The 20,817-nt window shown below is 54.7% G+C and carries 18 protein-coding genes, 1 pseudogene and 1 riboswitch; of the genes and pseudogenes, 10 read left to right on the top strand and 9 right to left on the bottom strand.

The window, feature by feature from the left end:
* Positions 1–141 precede the first annotated feature (141 nt).
* From HCH49_RS01980 to HCH49_RS01970, 3 genes are read left to right on the top strand one after another with little or no spacing between them, the layout of a single operon-like run.
* A complete protein-coding gene (locus tag HCH49_RS01980) occupies positions 142–1,419 on the top strand; it encodes a nucleoside permease (RefSeq protein ID WP_221702087.1) in 1,278 nt (425 codons plus the stop codon).
* Positions 1,416–2,420, top strand: a complete 1,005-nt coding sequence (locus HCH49_RS01975; RefSeq protein WP_221702081.1) for an ADP-ribosylglycohydrolase family protein — start codon at positions 1,416–1,418, stop codon at positions 2,418–2,420. Before HCH49_RS01980 ends, HCH49_RS01975 begins: the two co-directional genes overlap by 4 nt.
* Positions 2,417–3,370: a PfkB family carbohydrate kinase gene (locus tag HCH49_RS01970; RefSeq protein WP_033145999.1), complete on the top strand. Its 954-nt coding sequence runs from the start codon at positions 2,417–2,419 to the stop codon at positions 3,368–3,370. Before HCH49_RS01975 ends, HCH49_RS01970 begins: the two co-directional genes overlap by 4 nt.
* On the opposite strand, the gene HCH49_RS01965 is transcribed toward HCH49_RS01970, so the two are convergent.
* The 3 genes from HCH49_RS01965 to thiM are packed head-to-tail and all read right to left on the bottom strand — an operon-like array spanning position 3,344 to position 5,700.
* Positions 3,344–4,090 carry a GntR family transcriptional regulator gene (locus HCH49_RS01965; RefSeq protein WP_221702080.1) on the bottom strand — a complete coding sequence of 249 codons (747 nt, stop codon included), beginning with the start codon at positions 4,088–4,090 and terminating at the stop codon, positions 3,344–3,346. The two genes, HCH49_RS01970 and HCH49_RS01965, sit on opposite strands and share 27 nt — an antisense overlap.
* Before the next feature lie 42 nt (positions 4,091–4,132).
* Positions 4,133–4,933: a bifunctional hydroxymethylpyrimidine kinase/phosphomethylpyrimidine kinase gene (gene thiD / locus HCH49_RS01960; protein ID WP_167819284.1), complete on the bottom strand. Its 801-nt coding sequence runs from the start codon at positions 4,931–4,933 to the stop codon at positions 4,133–4,135.
* On the bottom strand, positions 4,930–5,700 hold the full coding sequence (gene thiM / locus HCH49_RS01955) for a hydroxyethylthiazole kinase (RefSeq protein WP_221702079.1): 771 nt from the start codon (positions 5,698–5,700) through the stop codon (positions 4,930–4,932). The genes thiD and thiM overlap by 4 nt, the downstream gene beginning before the upstream one ends.
* A gap of 35 nt (positions 5,701–5,735) precedes the next feature.
* Positions 5,736–5,832, bottom strand: a riboswitch (TPP riboswitch).
* A gap of 632 nt (positions 5,833–6,464) precedes the next feature.
* Between thiM and HCH49_RS22155 the strand changes: the two genes are divergently transcribed.
* The 4 genes from HCH49_RS22155 (at position 6,465) to HCH49_RS01935 (ending at position 11,160) form a co-directional block, all read left to right on the top strand.
* Positions 6,465–7,340 (top strand): YadA C-terminal domain-containing protein, encoded by an 876-nt coding sequence (locus HCH49_RS22155; protein ID WP_260454017.1) that lies wholly within the window; start codon positions 6,465–6,467, stop codon positions 7,338–7,340.
* Between the two features lie 210 nt (positions 7,341–7,550).
* On the top strand, positions 7,551–7,985 hold the full coding sequence (locus HCH49_RS01945; protein ID WP_087823014.1) for a hypothetical protein: 435 nt from the start codon (positions 7,551–7,553) through the stop codon (positions 7,983–7,985).
* Between the two features lie 313 nt (positions 7,986–8,298).
* Positions 8,299–9,675: a diaminobutyrate--2-oxoglutarate transaminase gene (locus tag HCH49_RS01940; protein ID WP_014884533.1), complete on the top strand. Its 1,377-nt coding sequence runs from the start codon at positions 8,299–8,301 to the stop codon at positions 9,673–9,675.
* Between the two features lie 18 nt (positions 9,676–9,693).
* Positions 9,694–11,160: an aspartate aminotransferase family protein gene (locus tag HCH49_RS01935; protein ID WP_167819176.1), complete on the top strand. Its 1,467-nt coding sequence runs from the start codon at positions 9,694–9,696 to the stop codon at positions 11,158–11,160.
* A gap of 36 nt (positions 11,161–11,196) precedes the next feature.
* Here HCH49_RS01935 and HCH49_RS01930 read toward each other — a convergent pair whose 3' ends face one another.
* The 4 genes and pseudogenes from HCH49_RS01930 to HCH49_RS01915 all read right to left on the bottom strand — a co-directional run bounded on the left by HCH49_RS01930 (position 11,197) and on the right by HCH49_RS01915 (position 15,555).
* Entirely contained in the window at positions 11,197–11,712 is a 516-nt protein-coding gene (locus tag HCH49_RS01930; RefSeq protein ID WP_193139682.1) for a protein disulfide oxidoreductase, read from the bottom strand.
* Between the two features lie 76 nt (positions 11,713–11,788).
* A pseudogene (locus HCH49_RS01925) lies at positions 11,789–13,967 on the bottom strand (polysaccharide biosynthesis tyrosine autokinase).
* A gap of 14 nt (positions 13,968–13,981) precedes the next feature.
* Complete coding sequence (locus HCH49_RS01920) at positions 13,982–14,416, bottom strand: protein tyrosine phosphatase (protein ID WP_260454016.1); 435 nt, start codon at positions 14,414–14,416, stop codon at positions 13,982–13,984.
* Complete coding sequence (locus HCH49_RS01915) at positions 14,416–15,555, bottom strand: polysaccharide export protein (RefSeq protein WP_221702073.1); 1,140 nt, start codon at positions 15,553–15,555, stop codon at positions 14,416–14,418. Before HCH49_RS01915 ends, HCH49_RS01920 begins: the two co-directional genes overlap by 1 nt.
* A 485-nt stretch (positions 15,556–16,040) precedes the next feature.
* Here HCH49_RS01915 and HCH49_RS01910 point away from each other — a divergent pair, with 485 nt between their 5' ends.
* Together HCH49_RS01910 and HCH49_RS01905 are read left to right on the top strand one after the other, a co-directional pair.
* Positions 16,041–16,373 carry an RcnB family protein gene (locus HCH49_RS01910; RefSeq protein ID WP_023336316.1) on the top strand — a complete coding sequence of 111 codons (333 nt, stop codon included), beginning with the start codon at positions 16,041–16,043 and terminating at the stop codon, positions 16,371–16,373.
* A complete protein-coding gene (locus HCH49_RS01905) occupies positions 16,324–16,803 on the top strand; it encodes a GNAT family N-acetyltransferase (RefSeq protein ID WP_033146561.1) in 480 nt (159 codons plus the stop codon). The genes HCH49_RS01910 and HCH49_RS01905 overlap by 50 nt, the downstream gene beginning before the upstream one ends.
* 95 nt (positions 16,804–16,898) lie before the next feature.
* On the opposite strand, the gene apbC is transcribed toward HCH49_RS01905, so the two are convergent.
* Positions 16,899–18,008, bottom strand: coding sequence for an iron-sulfur cluster carrier protein ApbC (apbC, locus tag HCH49_RS01900; protein ID WP_033146008.1), 1,110 nt, complete (start codon positions 18,006–18,008; stop codon positions 16,899–16,901).
* 166 nt (positions 18,009–18,174) lie between these two features.
* On the opposite strand from apbC, the gene metG reads away from it, so the two are divergent.
* A complete protein-coding gene (gene metG / locus HCH49_RS01895; RefSeq protein ID WP_064672824.1) occupies positions 18,175–20,208 on the top strand; it encodes a methionine--tRNA ligase in 2,034 nt (677 codons plus the stop codon).
* Between the two features lie 108 nt (positions 20,209–20,316).
* Here the strand turns inward: metG and HCH49_RS01890 are convergent, their stop codons facing one another.
* Positions 20,317–20,787: a DUF1456 family protein gene (locus HCH49_RS01890; protein WP_023312442.1), complete on the bottom strand. Its 471-nt coding sequence runs from the start codon at positions 20,785–20,787 to the stop codon at positions 20,317–20,319.
* Between the last annotated feature and the right edge of the window lie 30 nt (positions 20,788–20,817).

Below are 20,817 nucleotides of genomic sequence, written 5' to 3'. Positions count from 1 at the left end.
TTTTTTTCAGCACAATCTGCTGGCTCGATTCGTGTACAACAAAACTGTTACATTGATCAAACAATCGCCACAAAGGTATTTAAAAGGTATTATTGAGTGGTATGTTAAAGGCGTACCCTCTCTGACATGCAGGATTAAAAAATGAAAACGAAAGTCCAACTGTCATTCATGATGTTTGTTGAATGGTTTATCTGGGGCGCGTGGTTTGTGCCGCTGTGGCTGTGGCTGAGCAAAAGCGGTTTTACCGCCGGGGAAATCGGCTGGTCTTACGCCTGTACCGCTATTGCCGCGATCCTCTCCCCGATTCTGGTCGGCTCGCTGACGGACCGCTTCTTCGCCGCGCAGAAAGTGCTGTCAGTGCTGATGTTCGCCGGAGCCATTCTGATGTACTTCGCCGCGCAGCAAACCCAGTTCAGCACCTTCTTCCCGCTGCTGCTGGTTTACTCCCTGACCTATATGCCAACCATCGCGCTGACCAACAGTATCGCCTTTGCCAACGTGGACGACGTTGAGGCCGATTTCCCGCGCATCCGCGTGATGGGTACCATCGGCTGGATCGCCTCCGGGCTGGCGTGCGGTTTCCTGCCGCAGATGCTGGGCTACAGCGATATTTCCGACACCAACATCCCGCTGCTGATGACGGCAGCCAGCTCCGCCCTGCTCGGCGTGTTTGCCCTGTTCCTGCCGAATACGCCGCCGAAAAGTACCGGCAAGCTGGATTTCAAAGTGATGCTCGGGCTGGACGCGCTGATCCTGCTGCGCGACAGAAACTTCCTGGTGTTCTTCTTCTGCTCGTTCCTGTTCGCCATGCCGCTGGCCTTCTATTACATCTTCGCCAACGGCTATCTCACCGAAGTGGGGATGAAAAACGCCACCGGCTGGATGACGCTCGGCCAGTTCTCCGAAATCTTCTTTATGCTCGCCCTGCCGTTCTTTACCAAACGCTTTGGTATTAAGAAGGTCTTACTGCTGGGCCTGATTACCGCCGCCATCCGCTACGGGTTCTTTGTTTACGGTGGAGCGGAACAGTACTTCACCTACGCCCTGCTGTTCCTCGGCATTCTGCTGCACGGCGTGAGCTACGACTTCTATTACGTCACCGCGTACATCTACGTGGACAAAAAAGCGCCGGTGCACATGCGCACCGCCGCGCAGGGCCTGATTACGCTGTGCTGTCAGGGCTTTGGTAGCCTGCTGGGTTACCGCCTGGGCGGCGTGATGATGGAAAAAATGTTCGCATACAAAGAGCCGGTGAATGGGCTGACCTTCAACTGGGCCGGAATGTGGACGTTTGGTGCAGTCATGATTGCCGTGATTGCCGTGCTGTTTATGCTGTTTTTCCGCGAATCGGATAAAGAGATCGCCGCCATTGCGGTGGTTGATGGCGATGCCGCGCTGACACAAGGGGAAGTTAAATGAAACAAGAACGTGTTCTCGGTGCCCTTTACGGGCAGGCGTTAGGGGATGCGATGGGCATGCCGTCGGAGCTGTGGCCGAGAAAGCGCGTCAAGGCGCATTTCGGCTGGATCGACCGCTTTTTACCCGGCCCGGCAGAGAACAATGCGGCCTGCTATTTCAAACAGGCAGAGTTCACCGACGATACCTCAATGGCGCTGTGCCTGGCGGACGCGCTCATCGAGTGCGACGGGGAGATTAACGCGGACGTTATCGGCAAGCATATTCTGCGCTGGGCGCTCGATTTCGACGCGTTTAATAAGAACGTGCTCGGCCCGACCTCCAAAATCGCGCTTAACGCGATTCGCGACGGCAAGCCGGTTAGCGAACTGGACAACAACGGCGTGACTAACGGGGCGGCGATGCGCGCCTCCCCGCTGGGCTGCCTGCTTCCGGCCACGCGTCTGGAACACTTTGTTGAGCAGGTAGCGCTGGCCTCCAGCCCGACCCATAAATCCGACCTCGCCATTGCCGGCGCGGTGGTGATTGCCTGGGCGGTTTCCCGCGCTATCGACGGCGAAAGCTGGCAGAACATCGTCGATGCGCTGCCGGGTATCGCCCGCTATGCGCAGGAGGCGAAAACCACCACCTTCAGCGCATCGCTGGCGGCACGTATTGAGCTGGCGCTTAAGACCGTGCGGGAAGCCAACGGGGTTGAGTCCGCCAGCGAGCAGGTGTACCAGCTCGTGGGGGCCGGAACCAGCACCATTGAGTCCGTTCCGGCGGCCATTGCGATGGTCGAACTGGCGGGAACCGACCCGAACCGCTGCGCGGTTTTATGCGCCAATCTGGGCGGCGACACCGACACCATTGGCGCGATGGCGACGGCCATCTGCGGCGCGCTCCACGGCGTCCAGGCCATTGACCCGGCGCTGAAGGCCGAGCTCGACGCCGTTAACCGGCTCGATTTCGGCCACTATTGCGCGAAACTGCTGCACTACCGGGAGCAAAGGGAGGGCGTATGAATTCGTTTGCCCAACGTCTCGACACTCTGCACGCCGCGCGGCCGGTGACGGTGCTGGGCGCGGCGGTGATTGACGTCATCGCCGACGCCTACGCCCTGCCCTGGCGCGGGTGCGATATCGAACTCAAACAGCAGGGCGTGAATATCGGCGGCTGCGCGCTGAACATTGCCATCGCCCTGAAACGGCTCGGCATTGCGTCGCAAAACGCCCTGCCCGTCGGCCACGGCGTCTGGGCGGATATTATCCGCAACGCGATGGCGAAGCAGGATCTGCACAGCGCCATTGAGGCCGAAACCGGCGACAACGGCTGGTGCCTGGCGCTGGTGGAGCCAGACGGCGAGCGCACCTTTATGTCCTTTAGCGGCGTGGAGAACCAGTGGCAGCAGCGCTGGCTTGATGTGCTTAACATCCCGTCGAACAGCCTGGTCTATTTATCCGGCTATCAGCTCGCCTCGCCGTGCGGCGAACTGCTGACACGCTGGCTGGAGGGATTACAGGACGTGACGGCCTTTATCGATTTCGGCCCCCGCATCGCGGATATTCCCGACGCTCTGATGGCGCGGATTATGGCCTGCAGGCCGATCGTGTCGCTTAATCGTCAGGAAGCAGAGATCGCAGCCGAACGACTGGGCGTAGCGGCTGACAACCTGGGTGCGGAGTGGCAGCAGCGCTTCGGCGCCGCGCTGATTGTGCGTCATGATAAAGACGGTGCCGCGTGGTATGACGGCGACGATGCGGGCGTTGTTCCGGCGTTCCCGGCGACGGTTGTGGACACCATTGGCGCTGGCGACAGCCACGCGGGCGGCACGCTTGCCGGGCTGGCGGCGGGATGGCCACTGGCAGACGCCGTTCTGCTGGGGAATGCCGTGGCGTCCTGGGTAGTCAGCCACCGCGGCGGGGACTGCGCCCCGACTCGCGAGGCGCTACTCCTCGCACACAAAGACGTATAGATCGCTGCGACAGTAGCTGATGCTGTACTCAATCGGCCGGTGCTGTTGGTCAAGCGCGACCTGCTTGATCACCAGCACCGGTATTTTTTCGTCCATCTTAATGTGCGCCTGAAACTCGCTGTCCGGCATGCGGGCGCTAACCCGTGAACGGGTGCGCTGCGGGAAAATATTCTGACTACGGAAGTAATCGTACAGCGAAATGCCAATCGCATCCGGATCGGGAATGAGGCCAACCGGCACCCAGGACTCTTCAATCGACACCGCATCGTCATCCACATAGCGAATGCGCTTGAGCAAAAAGACCTCGCTGTCCGGAGGGACCGACAGATGGTTTGCGACCTCTTCCGGGCACTTCACCACCCGCTTGTTGACCCACAGCGTATTAGGCTTTTGGCCGCGCAGCACTACCTGCTGGGAAAAACCGCGCGCCTCTTTCAGCGAATATTCAAAGATATTGTTGATTTGCGTGCCGTAGCCACGAGAGCGCGTAACTACGCCCTCTTCCTCCAGCGCCTGCATCGCCTTTCGTACGGTGATGCGCGACACACCGGTTAACTGGCTCAGATCGCGCTCGCCGGGCAAAATATTCCCGTGCTCCAGCACCCCGCTGCGCACCGCGCTTTTTACCGTTTCGGCAAATTTCAGGTACAGCGGCGTGTTGTCAGGCGCGGCGATCCGTTCATTCAGTTGAGCGATTAACCGGGTATGCGCTTGTTCCATCTCTGTTTTCTCAGGCGTGGTGTTTCCTGCCAGTATACTGGGTTACCACCATGCATGAAAATGATGAACCGGCCCAATACCGTGACCCACTTCCAGAGTATCGGCTTTTGCCAGCGCCGCCGAGAGCCAGGTTTTCGCTTCGCACACCGTATCGGCCCAGCCTTCATGCCGCGGGCGCAGTGCCGCCAGCGCGGCGGAGAGCGTGCAGCCCGTGCCGTGGGTGTTTTTGGTCTGCACGCGCGGCGCGGTAAAACGTACTTCGCCGTCGCGGGTAAAGAGCCAGTCCGGGCTTTCAGCATCATCCAGATGACCGCCCTTCATCAGCACCGCCCCGCAGCCCATCGCCAGCAGCGCGTTTCCCTGCGCTTTCATCTCGCGTTCAGTTTGCGCATGCGATGTGCCTAACAGCGCGGCGGCTTCCGGCAGATTGGGCGTGATAAGCGCCACCTGCGGCAGTAGCTTTGTACGCAGCGTCTCCACGGCGGAGGCGGAGAGCAGCGGGTCGCCGCTTTTTGCCAGCATGACGGTATCCAGCACCACGTTTTGCACCTGATAGCGTTTAAGCCGCTCGGCCACCGCCTCCACAATATCCGTCTCGGCCAGCATGCCGATCTTGGTGGTATCGATGCGCACATCGCTGAACACTGAATCCAGCTGCGCGGCAACAAAATCCGGCTCGATACGGTAGACCGACTGCACGCCGCGCGTGTTTTGCGCCACCAGCGCGGTAATGACCGAGCAGCCGTACGCGCCAAGGGCCGAGAAGGTTTTGAGATCGGCCTGGATACCCGCGCCGCCGCTGGGATCGGTGCCGGCAATGGTCAGGGCGTTAATCCGCTTCATGCCTGCTCCTCCAGCGTATAGAGCGCATCCAGAAACGCGCTGGCAAAACTGCCAGGCCCACGCGACTGCGCAACGGCCACCGTTCCGGCCCGCTTCATCCATCCGCAGCCGGCAGCGACGTTATCCATCCGGTCGCCCGGCAGCGAGCAGCTCGCCGCCACAACGGCAGAAAGCGCGCATCCGGTTCCCACTACGCGCGTCATCAACGGATCGCCGCCCGTTACCGTGCGGGTGCGTTGCCCGTCAGTGATGTAATCCACCTCGCCGGTGACGACCACAACGGCATTGGTCTGGCGCGCCAGCGCCTGTGCAGCGGGCACCGCGCTGGCTGCGGTATCGGTTGTATCGACGCCGCGCCCGCCCGCGCTCATTCCGGCAAGGGCAAGAATTTCAGAGGCATTGCCGCGAATGGCGGCCGGTTTCAGGGCAAGAATTTGATGGCAAAAGCGGGTGCGGAACGTCAGGGCGCCCACGGCAACCGGGTCCAGCGTCCAGGGCTTGCCTGCCGCCACCGCGCTTTCTATTGCCCGACGCATCGACTGGGCGCGCGGCGAGGTCAGAGTACCGACGTTAATCAGCAGCGCATCGGCGATGCCGGCAAACTGTTCAGCCTCTTCGGCCTCAATCACCATCGCGGGTGATGCGCCAAGCGCCAGCAAAACGTTGGCCGTAAAGATCTGTACGACATCGTTGGTCATACAGTGGGTCAGTGGAGAACGGGTTCGGAAGTGGTGTAAAACGTGTAAATCGAGCAGGTCAGGCTGCATGGGTTCGCTCCTGCCTTGCGTGAAGAAGCGATGACCTGGAAGGCATCTGACTTCCCTACGCTGGCATTATCCAGATCAGGTAATACGGGTATTTCTCAGCCTTCACAAAGAAGGGCACCCCGAGTCAAAATACTTTTAAAACAGTGAGTTATAAAACTCATTAACGTTATGTAGTGTAACCGCGCCCCCAGGCCAGGCGCAAGGAGTTTCGATTTATCACACCGTTTGTCACAGCGGAAATCTCCAGGCGCTCTTTCCCGTCATTTGCCAACATTTATTACGCTTTAGTTAATTCTGGTTCAGTAATTGTTAATGCGTTATTGAAAAACTTTATTACGTACTTTTGCTGAGACTATTATTTTTATTTTTTATTACGTGCTCATTCCGCTTTTATAAGATAGATAAACTTCTTTCGCATGAAAGAATAAGACAGTATTAATTTATTTAACTCTATTAAACATTTGTACTTTCATCAATAGCTTAACGCTTCCCTTGATTTATCGCACAATCCATAAGTTAATGTATACATTAAATAAACCTCCTCGATACAGCACCCTGCCCTTTCATTTATTCATATCATTTATGATTTAGATCAAAATCATCAATTTGGGTTTAATCGATAGTTTATTCACGCCACTAAAAAAGGTCCGGGCATTGAATATTCTGTTTTGACATACGGAAATACAGATATCCACATGCCACTAAAGCCAAAACTGTTCTGATTAATTTTGTTTTTTAATACGTTAATGATGTGAGTCCTTCGAATGAAAATTTTCAATAAATCTGTTATTTTTGTTTTTATATTTGGGGTGGTCGCCGGTAGCGCCATGAATATTACCAACGCTGCTGCTGCCGTTTGGGATGACGCATCAATCACAGATATTGTGAATGACCATCAAGACCAAATTACGCAAAACAGGGTCGATAGCATTGCTCGCGATCTCTCAACTGAAAATCGCTTAACGCAGGTGGATAGCGACCTTCAATCCACTAAATTAGGTGTTTTGGTTATTGAGCAAGCCACAAATGACGCTTACCAAAAAGCCTTGCTTGCTGGTGCGCTTGCAGATACCGCCAATCAAAAAAGCGATGCGGCTTTACAGGGCGTTATGACGAACGGCACAGAAATTATCAATATGGAAAACGTTAACAAAGTGCAAGATAACCGTCTTGACAGCCTGGAAAATGCCCCTAAACCCACTAACGGCGTAGATGGTAAAGATGGCGTGACGACCACCGTGACGCACATGCAGGTAGACGCAGTAACACAAACTAAAGTGGCTAATAATACCCAGGCAGTTACCGCCACCGCACAGGATCTGCTGGCAACGAAACAGACGTTACAGGCAATGAATAACAATACCAACCAGCAATTTAAATCACTGCACGATGAAGTAGATAATAATAAGAAGCAAGCCAACGCCGGCATTTCAGGTGCCATGGCGATGGCAGGATTACCGCAGGTACAAACGAATCAGCATGTTATGTTCTCTGCTGGCGGAGCCACATACAATAGTGAAAGCGCCCTTGCCGTTGGGGCATCCGTTAACTTTAGTTCACATGTGATCGCGAAAGTGAGCTTCTCTGATGATACCGCCAATAATATGGGAGCGTCAGTTGGCGTCGGAATGGGCTTTTAACGAAATACAACTTAAGCATTATTAACTTACGCCATTAAGTTAATAACCTGCTTGCCTCCGGCAAGAATAGCGATGACAGAAAAAACATGCTCAGACATATCATTATTTCAGCGACCCTGTATCTGATGCTGATTGGCGTCGGTATTTGGATCGGCATGATGTACGTCTCCTATTATCTGTGCGTTTTATAAAGTGAACAAAAGTTTAGCCATGAAAACTCAATTAATATGGATTGCACTGATGTTGACGGTAGCGACAACACCGGCTCATGCGATTAACGCGCACTATCGTGCTCAATTAGAGCGTTCAGGATGTACTGAGATGAACGCGAATGACGGCTCTTGTGATATCCACAAAACAAAAGCCCAAAATGCGGCGCAGCACGCAACAGCTGCGGGCCACGACCCTTTGCGTGAAGCCACTTTTACATCGGATGCGGTTAACGCCACGATTTCAAATGGCTTTTTTAACGCCACCATTAACGGCAAAAAGGCCACCGTTCAGCGTCTGAATGCTCATTTCTATGAGATTCACGGTAATGGTTTTGTTATATCGCTAAGCCTTAATGAGAACGGCATTACGGCGGCGTCCTGGAATAAGACGACGGGGCGTAACCACGGCATTTTGCAGGTGTCGCAGAAATAAAGCGAACAAGGAGGCAGTCTGCCTCCTTTTCGGTCAGCGAATGGCACGATTTGTCACACTCTTTTTTATGAATTTACAGTCAGGGCAGAACACACGTAACAGTCTGTTTTTCTTTACCATAAAGTGCAATTTTCTTTCTTAAAAAGGGGATATCCCCTCCCCTGAGCGCCATGTCACAAAACAGTAAACAAATTAACCATTGAGCCCCGTGGCAAAAGGCTCTATATTGGCGGCGTTTTTTTCAGGCCCCCATCTGTTTTTTAACTTTTTATTCAATCGTGGCTCATAACGAAGCGGCGGTTGTAGGAGTGATATGATGACGGATAAAGTCCGTATTGACACCGTAGATGCCCACAAAAGCAACGAAACCTATCTGGCCCGTCAGGCCGAGTTTGAATCTAACGTCAGGAGTTATCCGCGCAAACTGCCTTTAGCCATCACTAAAGCAGAAGGCGTGTGGATCACCGATGCAGATAATAAAGAATACCTTGACTGTTTAGCAGGCGCTGGGACCCTTGCGCTTGGCCATAACCATCCTGATGTGCTGAAAAGCATCCAAAATGTCATTACCAGCGGCTTGCCGTTACATACCCTGGATCTGACTACGCCTCTGAAAGACGCGTTTTCTGAATACCTGCTCTCTCTGCTGCCTGGTCAGGGCAAAGAGTACTGCCTGCAGTTCACCGGTCCATCCGGTGCTGACGCCGTTGAAGCGGCGCTGAAGCTGGCGAAAAAAGTGACCGGTCGTAGCGGTATCATCAGCTTCTCTGGTGGTTACCACGGTATGACCCACGGCGCGCTGTCCGTGACCGGCAACCTGTCTCCGAAAGAAGCGGTTGACGGTATGATGCCAGAAGTGCAGTTCATGCCTTACCCGCACGAGTACCGTTGCCCGCTGGGTATCGGTGGTGAAGCGGGCGTGAAAGCGCTGACGTACTACTTCGATAACCTGATCAACGACGTTGAAAGCGGCGTGCGTAAACCTGCTGCGGTGATTCTGGAGGCCGTTCAGGGCGAAGGCGGCGTGAACCCGGCTCCGGCTGAGTGGCTGCAGCGCATCCGTAAAGTGACTCAGGAACACGGCATTCTGCTGATCCTCGACGAAGTTCAGGCTGGCTTTGCCCGTACCGGTAAATTCTTCGCCTTCGAGCATGCGGGCATTGAGCCAGACATCATCGTGATGTCTAAAGCCGTAGGTGGCGGTCTGCCGCTGGCCGTGCTCGGTATCAAAAAGCAGTTCGACGCATGGGCGCCAGGCCACCACACCGGTACCTTCCGCGGCAACCAGCTGGCGATGGCAACCGGTCTGACGACGCTGAAAATCCTGAAAGATCAGAACATCGCGGGCAAAGTTGCCGCTCAGGGCGAATGGCTGAAAGGCCAGCTGAAAGAGATGGCGAAACGCTATCCTGTTATCGGCCACGTGCGCGGTCTGGGCATGATGATCGGTATTGAGATCGTTAAGCCACACGAAGCCGCTGACCACATGGGCTGCTTCCCGGGCGACGGCGAGCTGTCTGCTCTGATTCAGAAGAAGTGCTTCGAAGCCGGTCTGATTCTGGAGCGCGGTGGCCGTAACGGTATCGTTCTGCGTCTGCTGCCGTCTCTGCTGATCAGCGACGAAGAGCTGAAAATCTTCCTGGATAAATTTGAGCAGGCACTGCTTGCTGCGGGCGTTCGCCCGGCGTAACCGGAGTTATTGATTACGATGTCTGATTCAAACCCAATTTTGTTCTCCTCTGCGCAGAGCATTGAAGCTTACCAGCAGGCGATCGAACAAAGCACTCAGGCTGTGATGCAGTGGCTGAAACAGCCTGAGATGTACCAGGGCAAAACGGTCGCAGAGCTGCGCGACCGCATTAAGCTGGATTTCAACCCGAAAGGGCTGGGCAACGAAGCGGCGATTGAACGCGCCGTGGAGTTCTTCCTGAAAGACAGCTTGTCCGTTCATCACCCGCAGTGTGTGGCGCACCTGCACTGCCCAAGCCTGGTCGTAAGCCAGGCGGCGGAAGTGCTGATCAACGCCACTAACCAGAGTATGGACTCCTGGGATCAAAGCCCGTCCGCAACCATTATCGAGATCAAGCTGATCGAGTGGCTGCGTACCCGCGTGGGTTATCAGGCCGGCGACGCAGGTGTCTTCACCAGCGGCGGCACCCAGAGCAACCTGATGGGCCTGATGCTGGCTCGCGATGCGTTCTTCGCGCGTCAGGGTCACTCCGTTCAGCAGGACGGCCTGGTCGGCGATCTGCGTAAAATTCGCGTGCTGTGCTCTGAAAACGCACACTTCTCTGTGCAGAAAAACATGGCGCTGATGGGTCTGGGCTACCAGTCCGTCGTGCAGGTGAAAACGGACGAATTCTCCCGCATGGATCTGACCGATCTGGCAGCGAAAATTGAGCAGTGCAACGCGAACGGCGAGCAGATTCTGGCGATCGTCGCAACGGCAGGTACCACCGATGCCGGTGCTATCGACCCGCTGCGTGCGATTGCAGAGCTGGCCGCGAAGCAGAACATCTGGGTACACGTTGATGCGGCCTGGGGCGGCGCGCTGCTGATGTCTGAGCAGTATCGTCACTACCTGGACGGCATCGAGCTGGTGGATTCCGTCACCCTGGACTTCCACAAGCAGTTCTTCCAGACCATCAGCTGCGGCGCGTTCCTGCTGAAAGAAGCGCGTCACTATGAGCTGATGCGCTATCAGGCGGCCTACCTGAACTCCGAGTTCGACGAAGAAGCCGGCGTGCCTAACCTGGTGTCCAAATCTCTGCAGACCACCCGTCGTTTTGACGCGCTGAAGCTGTGGATGAGCCTGGAAGCGCTGGGTCAGGAGCAATACGCGGCGATCATCGACCACGGCGTGACCCTGGCGCAGCAGGTTGCAGCCTACGTGAAAGAGCAGCCTGCTCTGGAACTGGTTATGCAGCCACAGCTGGCAAGCGTTCTGTTCCGCTTCCGCGGAAAGGTGCAGATGGATGACGCGGGCATCGCCCTGCTGAACCAGAAAATTGGTGATGCGCTGCTGGAATCCGGCCGTGCGAACGTTGGTGTGACCGAGCACAACGGCGTCACCTGCCTGAAGCTGACGCTGCTGAACCCAACCGTGACGCTGGAAGATATTAAAATCCTGCTGTCTCTGGTTGAGCGCACCGCGCAGGAAGTTCTGGCTAAGTAATACAGCACCCCTCTTCCGCCGGGAGAGGGGTTATTTTTATACGCCTGCCCACCACATCCTTAATTTTAATCCCCAGTAACTCGTCCAGCCCGTCGTGGTGCTGACCACATTACCCTTCGACACAATGACCAGCGTCGGCGTTACGCTCACCTGCCACTGCTGCGACAACGCACCGTTTTCATCGTTGATCACCGGCATTTTCAGCTGTTTCTTTTCAACCCAGCGCGCAAGCTTTGCGTTATCGCCGGAACGCATGGCAATGCTTACGACGTTGCCCCCCTCTTTCGCCAGTTTATTGACCGAAGGCGTCGTGTAACGGCATATACTGCACCAGGTGGCCCAGACGTAAATCAGCAGCGGGCGTTCCTGGCTCAGCGCCGCGATATCGTGAATATTGCCGTCGATGCTCTGCATCGGTGTTGCACTAAAACTGGCGGGGAGTGTCGGTTTTCGATACCGATCAACACCCCACACTACGGCCAGCATCAGCAGAACGAGTATGATCCCTTCCCGCGCCCAGCGGCGCAGTCGACTGATTTTGCGGTTATCCATTGTGACCTCATGTTTCAACGAAGGTCATCTTAACGGGCAATACGCCATCACGCTGTAAAGAAATGTCGCGTCAGGTTTACTCCTGGGTATAACCGTAGTCGTAATGGCTATATCCCGAGTTGTAATAGAGCGCAGCCGATTTCACGATATCATTGAGGATCGCGCCATTCACCTGCACACCCATCTGCTGCAGACGCTTCAGGCAGTTCTCGATCTCCTTGACGCTGGTTTTACCAAAGCGGGCGACCAGAAGCGTGGTCGCCCGCTTTGGCTATCAGCAAGGCATCCGTTACGGCAAGCACGGGTGGGGTGTCGACAATCACGATGTCATACAGTTTGTCTATCTGCGACATTACGGCCTGGAAGCGTTCACTCATGAGCAGCTCAACGGGATGTGAAGGTTGGGGTCCGCAGGTCAATACATCAAAACCGCCTTTTTCAACGCGTTGAACCGCCTCCTGCCACTCAACGGCTCCTCCGAGCACGCAGGATAATCCCCGATGATTGCGCAGTTGGAAAACACTGTGGACATATCCCTTGCGCATATCAGCGTCAATAAACAGCACTCGCTGTCCGGCCTGAGCGGCAATCGACGCCAGTGAAGTACTGACCAGCGTCTTTCCGCAGTCCTGCGTGGGGCCAGACACCACGACGATCCGGTTTGTAGCATCCATCATGGTAAAATGCAGACTGGTGCGCAGCCCGCGCACTGCCTCGACAAACATATCTGCCGGGCGGTCAACGGGCAAAAAAGGAACATTCGACGTCCTGTGCTTCCATCGGGAAGCAAACAGGGTTTTCCTGCGCAGGTGCGTTTTTTTCCAGAGCCATACCGAGCGCGGAAGCGTCGCCAGAAGCGGTATCCCCTGCGCTTCCAGTTGTTCAGACGAGGTAATGCCCTGCCTAAAGGCTGAGCGCACTAAAACCGTTCCGGCAGAAAGCATCAACCCGATCAGCATGCCCAGTACGATAATGAGTGCTTTGCGCGGTTTGATCGGCTCTGGCTGCGTCATGGCGGGGTCAATGATCCGCACGTTCCCGATAGCGCTGGAGCGCGATATACTCAGCTCTTGCTGACGCGTCAGCAGCTGCAGATATATGGTACGCCCGGATTCAACGTCACGACTCAGGCGTAAGATTTCCTGCTGCGTGGAAGGCATGGATGAAACGCGATTGTTCAGGCGCGCACGCTCCCGCTCAAGCGTTTGTTTCTTCTCCCGCAAGGCACGGTAAGTGGGATGGTCCTTTTTGAAAAGCTGGGAAACCTCTGCTTCGCGAAACGTCAGCTCGTTAAGCTGGTTTTCCACGTTAACCACCTGATCAAGCACTGACTTAGCCTCCAGAGATAAGTCGACAGAATCGCGTTGCTCTCTGTAGGCATTCAGTCTCGCTTCGGCTTCATCCAGCTCCCGGCTGATCTTAGGTAATTGCTCCTGTAAGAACGTGAGGCTGCGGGAATCTTTCGCTTCCTGGCGCGCAATATTCTGGCTGAGAAAATTTTCAGTAATGGTATTAAGTACCGTGGCGATCCTGGCGGGGTCTTCACCCATTAACGTTAATGCGATCATACCGCTTTGTTTCGCCGACTCAACAACCGTAAGCCTGTTCTGAATGGCGTTGATGGCGTCAAGCCTTGAGACGGTTTCGAGGGTAAATTGGGTGCCTGGTTCTGCGCTGAGGGATGTCACCAGAAGCGATAATCCATTTTTAAGCAGCGTTTTCCCCACGATGCCGTCTGCTTCAAGCGTTTTTCCCTCAAGACGATATCGCCCTTTTTCCCGTACGGTGAGTAAAAGCGTTTGTGGCTTACCTTCCAGAATGGGAATAGTCAGCGCGCCAATCGTTATTTCAGCGGATTTACGTCCCTGCACGTATTCTAACAAAGGCCCGATGACGGGAAACACGCGCCGCCTGACGTAGTACGTCAACCCTAATTGATCGATGGTTTCTCCCAGGATCATCCGTGATTTAAGGAGTAAAAGTTCCGGCGCGACGTCAGGTGAGAGATCGGGCCCGAACGGAGTCAGGTTCTTGAGCAGTGAGTTATTCTGCTTCGCTTCAACCTGTATCAGGGCATCAGCCTGATAAACTGGCGTGGCGCTGAACGCATAGATCCCCGCACATACCGTGAGCAGGAGCGTGACACACGCGATCGTCACCCGGTGATCAAACATCTCAGCAAGCAACTGAAGAAGATCGATCTCATTATTCTGCGGTGTCGCAGCCTTATATTTCTCTGATTTAGAAGACGACATAACGGCTTCATTCCTTATTGACTCAAACGACGAGCCCATTCCTGACTGGCTTTTCCCAATTGCTCGAAAACATATTCATAGGCTTCACGACTTTTGTTGTAAGGGTCGGGAATGTCCCTGATGTCCAGCCATTGTCCAAAGAGCAACGATTTTCCCCGGTTCTCCGGGGGCATTGTGGCAATGAAACGGAGATGTTCCGGCCCCATAACCAGGATCAAATCGGCTTGTTGCAACAGGTTACGCGTCACCTTGCGGGCAATATGCCCCTCCAGCGAAACACCATGACGCCGGGCCACAGCCTGCGCAGCCGCATCCGCCGGATGCCCCTCAAGCCCCAAAATACCTGCCGAGTTCACCTGCTTGCCGGGTAATTGCTGTCGCAACAGCCGCTCACCAATCGGTGAACGGCAAATATTGCCGGTGCAGACCACTAAGATTGACTGGAACATTACTGCGGCCACGATCTGATGTAACGAACGGTTTCGGTCAGGTCATGGACGCCGCTGATGGTAGGCACCAGCTGGGAGATCACGCGATTCCAGCGTGATAACGGTGCCGTGGTGACGTAGACAATGTCATACGGTTCCAGCTGGAATTCCGTAGCCAGCACCATGGCAGAGGCATCTTCCGCATTGAGTTGATAGATGTTGGCAATTTTTCCCGTGTCGCCTTTTTCCGTTACCTGCCTGATAACAAAAATGCCGGTTGCATCAGCCATATTTTGGTTAAGCCCCCCGGCATTGCCCAGGGCTTCGGCCAGCGTCATGCCGCTACGATCCATCTTAAGCGTGCTCTGTTTAACCACCTCGCCCATCACGAACACTTTCAGCGCGTCGTTTCGGGGAATAAACAGGATATCGCCCGAATAAAGCAGCTTATTTTGCATCAAATCGCCATGCTGCATCAGTGCATAGAGCGAAAGGCGGGAGTCCTTGCCATCATGCGTCAGCACGACGTTACGCCAGTCGGCATCAGCAGAAAGACCGCCAGCGGCGTTAACCGCATCCATCACCGTCAGCGGAATATTGGTTATGGGTTGCTGGCCTGATTTTTCGACCTCTCCGGTGACATAGGCTTTTTGGGAACGGAAGGCGGCAACGCTGACGTCCACCTGCGGGCTCTCAATGACTTTATCCAGTCGAGATGTAATCTCTTCACGTACCTGTGAAACCGTTTTTCCCGCCACCCGCAGCTTACCGACGTAGGGATAAAAGAGCGTACCATCGGCGTTGACCCAGTTGCCGGCATCGCTCGCACTACGATATTGTCCCGCGGGCGTCGTTAATTCAGGGTGATCCCAGACGGTGACCGTCAGGATGTCGCCTGTGCCAATACGGTATTCCCAGTTTTTGATCTGCTCATCCAGATTAGGATTTGCCTGAGATTTCGACACGGTCGGAAGTAGTTTTTCAATTAATCCCGGCGTCAGTGGAAAAATCTCCACGCGCTTATCAAGCTGATAATTGTTCTCTTCCACAGAAATGACTTTTTTCCCGGATACGCTTAAGTTCTGACCTGAGGAAAAAACACACCCTGCCAACTGACTAACAGTAAGAAATAAAAGAGAAAATGCAGTTATATTTTTCATTTATATAAATATTAGTTTTTTAACGTTATGTTTATTGTTAAACCTGCAAAGAGATTCGAGCTAACACCATGAAATTTAATTATTTATTTTCCTTAACATGAGTTTATGGCATAATTAACCGCAACCCATCAGCTCTCTAGTAAAAACAATGAGAATACTCAGCCTTCTAAAAAGTAAGTGAGTACGTTTCACCCGACGACGATATTAAATCTTGTTGAGTGAGAAAGCATTCGTATAGAAGTCCAATTTTGACTTAGAAAGTTATTTTTAGAATTGATGGATTAAATAATAAATATTAAAAATACATAACACAGAAAATATTCACCACAATGATAAACATCATCCAGTTTGACTACACAAAACCGTCCACTTTTGTTACATTTTTTTTCAAACATACCCTGCGTTGATACTTAAAATGGACTGTCTGCTCCGCTTTGCACGACCTGCAGACGAAAAGTATCTGTAACGATATCACTGGAGAAAAAATGGCTAAGCGTAAATTGCTGCTTCTGGGTGTATTACTGTCTCTGGCGGGATCTGCATTCGCTGCCCCGCAAACGGCCGCTGCGCCATCGGGCATCAAGGCCTATGAAGAACAAGAGTTCATCGCTGACTTTACGAAATTCAAGATTGGCGACACGGCGCCGGCGCAGTATCAAACGCCGGAGTACACCATCAAACAGTACCAGCTGCGTAACCTGCCGGCTCCGGATGCCGGAACCCACTGGACCTACATGGGTGAGAACTACGTACTGATCGGCGATGCTGATGGCAAGATCTACAAAGCCTACAATGGAGATATTTTCTATCACCGCTAACGCAATTCTGATTCGCCCCTGGCAGGAAAGCGACCGCCCTTTCCTGCGCACGCTCTACCTCCACGCCCGGCGTGAAGCCTGGCCATGGCTGGACAGCGCGGACTGGCAGCTTGAAGACTTTGACGCGGCAACCTGCGACGAAGTGATTTGGGTTGCTGTTCAGAACGGTCATCGCCTGGGTTTTGCCTCCGTCTGGACGAACGATAATTTCCTGCACAACCTGTTTGTCGATCCGCAGTATCAGAGCCTGGGCGTCGGGCATGAGTTGCTTGAACACGTACAGAAGACGTTTACCAGTACGGGTTCACTTAAGTGCCTGGTGAAGAATGCGCGGGCTATTGCGTTTTACCAGCGACACGGCTGGCACATAGAGGCGACGGGTAATTCTCCGGACGGAGAGTATTATTTGATGCACTATCGGTTGAGTTAAAGTCGGGTGGCGGCTTCGCCTTACCCAACCTACGTGATGGTGCCATTTGTAGGCCGGGTAAGCGAAGCGCCACCCGGCAATTAGGAGCTGAGGAATTACACCGCGCGGAACGCGATTTCCCCCGGGATGATTTCGCCCTGCCAGTAGAGCTGCGCCGCAACGCGTCCCGCCAGCTGGCGATACATTTCCGCAAATTCGCTGTCCGGACGGCTGACAACCGTGGGCTTTCCGCTGTCCAGATCTTCACGCAGGGTAATGTGCAGCGGCATCTGCCCCAGCAGCTGGGTGTGATACTTCGCGGCCAGTTTTTCTGCACCCCCCGTACCGAAGATAGGTTCGTGGTGACCGCAGTTGCTGCAGATGTGCACGCTCATGTTCTCGACGATACCGAGCACCGGCACTTCCACCTTCTCGAACATCACGATGCCTTTTTTGGCGTCGATCAGCGCGATATCCTGCGGCGTAGTCACGACGACCGCCCCCGTGACCGGAATGTTCTGCGCCAGCGTCAGCTGAATGTCACCGGTGCCCGGCGGCATGTCCAGCACCAGATAATCCAGATCAGGCCACATCGTCTCCTGCAGCATCTGCAGCAGCGCTTTGCTGGCCATCGGGCCGCGCCAGACCATGGCGTTATCGTCAGTCACCAGGTAACCGATGGAGTTGGTCGCCAGACCGTGCGCCATAATTGGCGCCATGTGGGTCCCGTCCGGCGAGGTGGGGCGCTGGTTTTCCGCGCCCAGCATGTTAGGAATAGACGGACCGTAGATATCCGCATCCAGAATACCGACCTTTGCCCCTTCCGCTGCCAGCGCGAGCGCCAGGTTAACGGCGGTAGAAGATTTCCCTACCCCGCCCTTGCCCGAGCTGACGGCAATGATATTTTTCACGCCGTTCACGCCAGGCTGGTTTTTCACGCGCTTCAGCGTGGCGATGCTGTGGCTCAGCTTCCAGTCGATCGCCTTCGCACCGGTAATACGCAGCAGCTCAGAGCTGGTCTGCTCTTTCAGCGCGTCAAAAGCGCTGGTCCAGACGAACGGCATCTGCAGCTCAATGTGCAGGGTATCGTCCAGCCAGGCAACGTGGTGTAACGCTTTCAGCGTAGTGAGATTGTGCTTCAGGGTTGGATGCTGAAAGTTAGCCAGCGTCCCGGCGACCATTGCTCGTAAGGCTTCCGGTGATTTGGCCTGGGATTGAGAACTCATCCCGACTCCTTTGTAGTTGTTCTGAAAAAAGACGTGTAATTACCAAGTTTACCCCAGAGGTAACAATTATTCATTTATGGATTAATGCCCTTATCACTTGGCGTAGTTATTACCTTTCGGGTAACATCAAAAACCCTTTTCACAGTTAAAAGAAGTAATGCCTACTATGACTCAAGTCGCGAAGAAAATTCTGGTAACGTGCGCACTGCCGTACGCCAACGGCTCAATCCACCTCGGCCACATGCTGGAGCATATCCAGGCTGATGTCTGGGTCCGTTACCAGCGAATGCGCGGCCACGAGGTTAACTTCATCTGTGCGGACGATGCTCACGGCACGCCGATCATGCTGAAAGCGCAGCAGCTGGGGATTTCCCCGGAGCAGATGATTGCCGAAATGAGTCAGGAGCATCAGACTGATTTTGCTGGCTTTGACATCAGCTATGACAACTATCACTCCACGCACAGCGACGAAAACCGCGAGCTGTCGGAGCTAATCTACACCCGTCTGAAAGAGAACGGTTTTATCAAAAACCGCACCATCTCTCAGCTGTACGATCCGGAAAAAGGCATGTTCCTGCCGGACCGTTTCGTCAAAGGCACCTGCCCGAAATGTAAATCCCCGGACCAGTACGGCGATAACTGCGAAGTGTGCGGCGCAACCTACAGCCCGACCGAGCTTATCGAGCCAAAATCCGTGGTTTCCGGCGCCACGCCCGTCATGCGTGACTCCGAGCACTTCTTCTTCGACCTGCCGTCCTTCAGCGAAATGCTGCAGGCGTGGACCCGCAGCGGCGCGCTGCAGGAACAGGTGGCGAATAAAATGCAGGAGTGGTTCGAATCCGGCCTGCAGCAGTGGGATATCTCCCGCGATGCGCCGTACTTCGGCTTTGAAATCCCGAACGCGCCGGGCAAATACTTCTACGTCTGGCTAGACGCGCCAATCGGCTACATGGGCTCCTTCAAAAACCTGTGCGACAAGCGTGGCGACACCGTCAGCTTCGACGAATACTGGAAGAAAGATTCCACGGCCGAGCTGTATCACTTCATCGGTAAAGACATCGTTTATTTCCACAGCCTGTTCTGGCCGGCGATGCTGGAAGGAAGCAACTTCCGCAAGCCAACCAACCTGTTCGTACACGGCTACGTGACGGTGAACGGCGCGAAGATGTCCAAGTCTCGCGGAACGTTCATTAAGGCCAGCACCTGGCTGAACCACTTCGACGCGGACAGCCTGCGCTACTACTACACCGCGAAGCTCTCTTCCCGCATCGACGATATCGACCTGAACCTGGAAGATTTCGTGCAGCGCGTGAACGCGGACATCGTCAACAAGGTGGTGAACCTGGCCTCCCGTAACGCGGGCTTTATCGCCAAGCGTTTTGACGGCGTGATGGCGGCTGAACTGGCTGACCCTGCCCTGTACAAAACCTTTACCGACGCGGCAGCCACCATTGGCGAAGCCTGGGAAACCCGTGAGTTCGGTAAAGCCGTGCGCGAAATCATGGCGCTGGCCGACCTGGCAAACCGCTATGTGGACGAACAGGCACCGTGGGTTGTCGCCAAACAGGAAGGTCGCGATGCCGATCTGCAGGCCATCTGCTCCATGGGCATCAACCTGTTCCGCGTGCTGATGACGTACCTGAAGCCGGTTCTGCCGCAGCTGGCATCCCGCGCTGAAGCGTTCCTGAACACCGAACTGACCTGGGATGCCATGGCGCAGCCGCTGCTCGGCCACAAGGTGAACACCTTCAAGGCGCTGTACAACCGCATCGAGATGAAGCAGGTTGAAGCCCTGGTTGAAGCGTCTAAAGAAGAGGTTAAAGCGGCTGCGGCACCGGTGACCGGCCCGCTGGCAGACGATCCGATTCAGGAGACCATTACCTTTGACGATTTCGCCAAAGTCGACCTGCGCGTGGCGCTGATCGAAAACGCGGAATTCGTGGAAGGTTCTGACAAGCTGCTGCGCCTGACGCTGGATCTGGGCGGCGAGAAGCGTAACGTCTTCTCCGGCATCCGTTCAGCCTACCCGGACCCGCAGGTGCTGATCGGTCGTCAGACCGTGATGGTGGCGAACCTGGCGCCGCGCAAAATGCGCTTCGGCATCTCTGAAGGGATGGTGATGGCCGCAGGCCCTGGCGGGAAAGATATCTTCCTGTTAAGCCCTGATGAAGGCGCGAAGCCTGGCCAGCAGGTGAAATAACAAAAAAGCCGGAGATAATCTCCGGCTTTTTTTTGCCCGGCGGCGCTACGCTTGTACGGGCTTACGGGTTTTGTAGGCCGGGTAAGGCGAAGCTGCCACCCGGCTAAATCACGCTTTCGGGTGATGCACCCGGTGGGTCAGCCCGCGCAGGAAATTACGCAGAAACTGGTCGCCGCACTCGCGGTAGTTTTTGTGGTCCGGCGCGCGCATCATGGCGGTCACTTCCGGCACGGATACGCGGTATTTTTGCTCGGTCATGATCGCCACAATATCGTCCGTTTTCAGCGAGAACGCGATGCGCAGCTTTTTCAGCACCGTGTTGTTGTTCACGCGACGCTCCAGCGCCAGCTCCGGCGCGGCCGGATCCTTGCCACGTTTGTCGTAAATCAGGCCATTCAGGAAACCCGACAGAATGATGTCCGGGCAGCGAACGAAGCCCTCTTCGTCTTCTTTGGTCATCCAGGTATCGAAACCGGCAGACGTGGATTCCATGTCCGACAGCGCAAGAATGCGCACCATGTCGTTGTTGTTTGCTTTCAGGGTGTAGCGCAGGCTACGAAGAATGTCGTTACTTAGCATAGAGCCTTCGAATGTCGATGATGCAATGGC

Source organism: Enterobacter sp. Y17, from assembly GCF_019730495.1.
GTDB lineage: Bacteria > Pseudomonadota > Gammaproteobacteria > Enterobacterales > Enterobacteriaceae > Enterobacter > Enterobacter asburiae_B.
The sequence above is the reverse complement of the archived record's forward strand: the minus strand, read 5'-3'. Positions and strand labels throughout refer to the sequence as shown.

What these genes read in the sequence shown, in the direction of transcription:
- HCH49_RS01965 (WP_221702080.1), bottom strand. Translation starts at nt 4,090, where the DNA reads ATGGAACAAGCGCATACCCGGTTAATCGCTCAACTGAATGAACGGATC.
- HCH49_RS01890 (WP_023312442.1), bottom strand. Translation starts at nt 20,787, where the DNA reads ATGCTAAGTAACGACATTCTTCGTAGCCTGCGCTACACCCTGAAAGCA.
- HCH49_RS01910 (WP_023336316.1), top strand. Translation starts at nt 16,041, where the DNA reads ATGGCTAAGCGTAAATTGCTGCTTCTGGGTGTATTACTGTCTCTGGCG.
- HCH49_RS01970 (WP_033145999.1), top strand. Translation starts at nt 2,417, where the DNA reads ATGAATTCGTTTGCCCAACGTCTCGACACTCTGCACGCCGCGCGGCCG.
- HCH49_RS01930 (WP_193139682.1), bottom strand. Translation starts at nt 11,712, where the DNA reads ATGGATAACCGCAAAATCAGTCGACTGCGCCGCTGGGCGCGGGAAGGG.
- HCH49_RS22155 (WP_260454017.1), top strand. Translation starts at nt 6,465, where the DNA reads ATGAAAATTTTCAATAAATCTGTTATTTTTGTTTTTATATTTGGGGTG.
- HCH49_RS01905 (WP_033146561.1), top strand. Translation starts at nt 16,324, where the DNA reads ATGGCAAGATCTACAAAGCCTACAATGGAGATATTTTCTATCACCGCT.
- thiM (WP_221702079.1), bottom strand. Translation starts at nt 5,700, where the DNA reads ATGCAGCCTGACCTGCTCGATTTACACGTTTTACACCACTTCCGAACC.
- HCH49_RS01920 (WP_260454016.1), bottom strand. Translation starts at nt 14,416, where the DNA reads ATGTTCCAGTCAATCTTAGTGGTCTGCACCGGCAATATTTGCCGTTCA.
- HCH49_RS01945 (WP_087823014.1), top strand. Translation starts at nt 7,551, where the DNA reads ATGAAAACTCAATTAATATGGATTGCACTGATGTTGACGGTAGCGACA.
- HCH49_RS01975 (WP_221702081.1), top strand. Translation starts at nt 1,416, where the DNA reads ATGAAACAAGAACGTGTTCTCGGTGCCCTTTACGGGCAGGCGTTAGGG.
- metG (WP_064672824.1), top strand. Translation starts at nt 18,175, where the DNA reads ATGACTCAAGTCGCGAAGAAAATTCTGGTAACGTGCGCACTGCCGTAC.
- HCH49_RS01915 (WP_221702073.1), bottom strand. Translation starts at nt 15,555, where the DNA reads ATGAAAAATATAACTGCATTTTCTCTTTTATTTCTTACTGTTAGTCAG.
- HCH49_RS01940 (WP_014884533.1), top strand. Translation starts at nt 8,299, where the DNA reads ATGATGACGGATAAAGTCCGTATTGACACCGTAGATGCCCACAAAAGC.
- HCH49_RS01935 (WP_167819176.1), top strand. Translation starts at nt 9,694, where the DNA reads ATGTCTGATTCAAACCCAATTTTGTTCTCCTCTGCGCAGAGCATTGAA.
- HCH49_RS01980 (WP_221702087.1), top strand. Translation starts at nt 142, where the DNA reads ATGAAAACGAAAGTCCAACTGTCATTCATGATGTTTGTTGAATGGTTT.
- apbC (WP_033146008.1), bottom strand. Translation starts at nt 18,008, where the DNA reads ATGAGTTCTCAATCCCAGGCCAAATCACCGGAAGCCTTACGAGCAATG.
- thiD (WP_167819284.1), bottom strand. Translation starts at nt 4,933, where the DNA reads ATGAAGCGGATTAACGCCCTGACCATTGCCGGCACCGATCCCAGCGGC.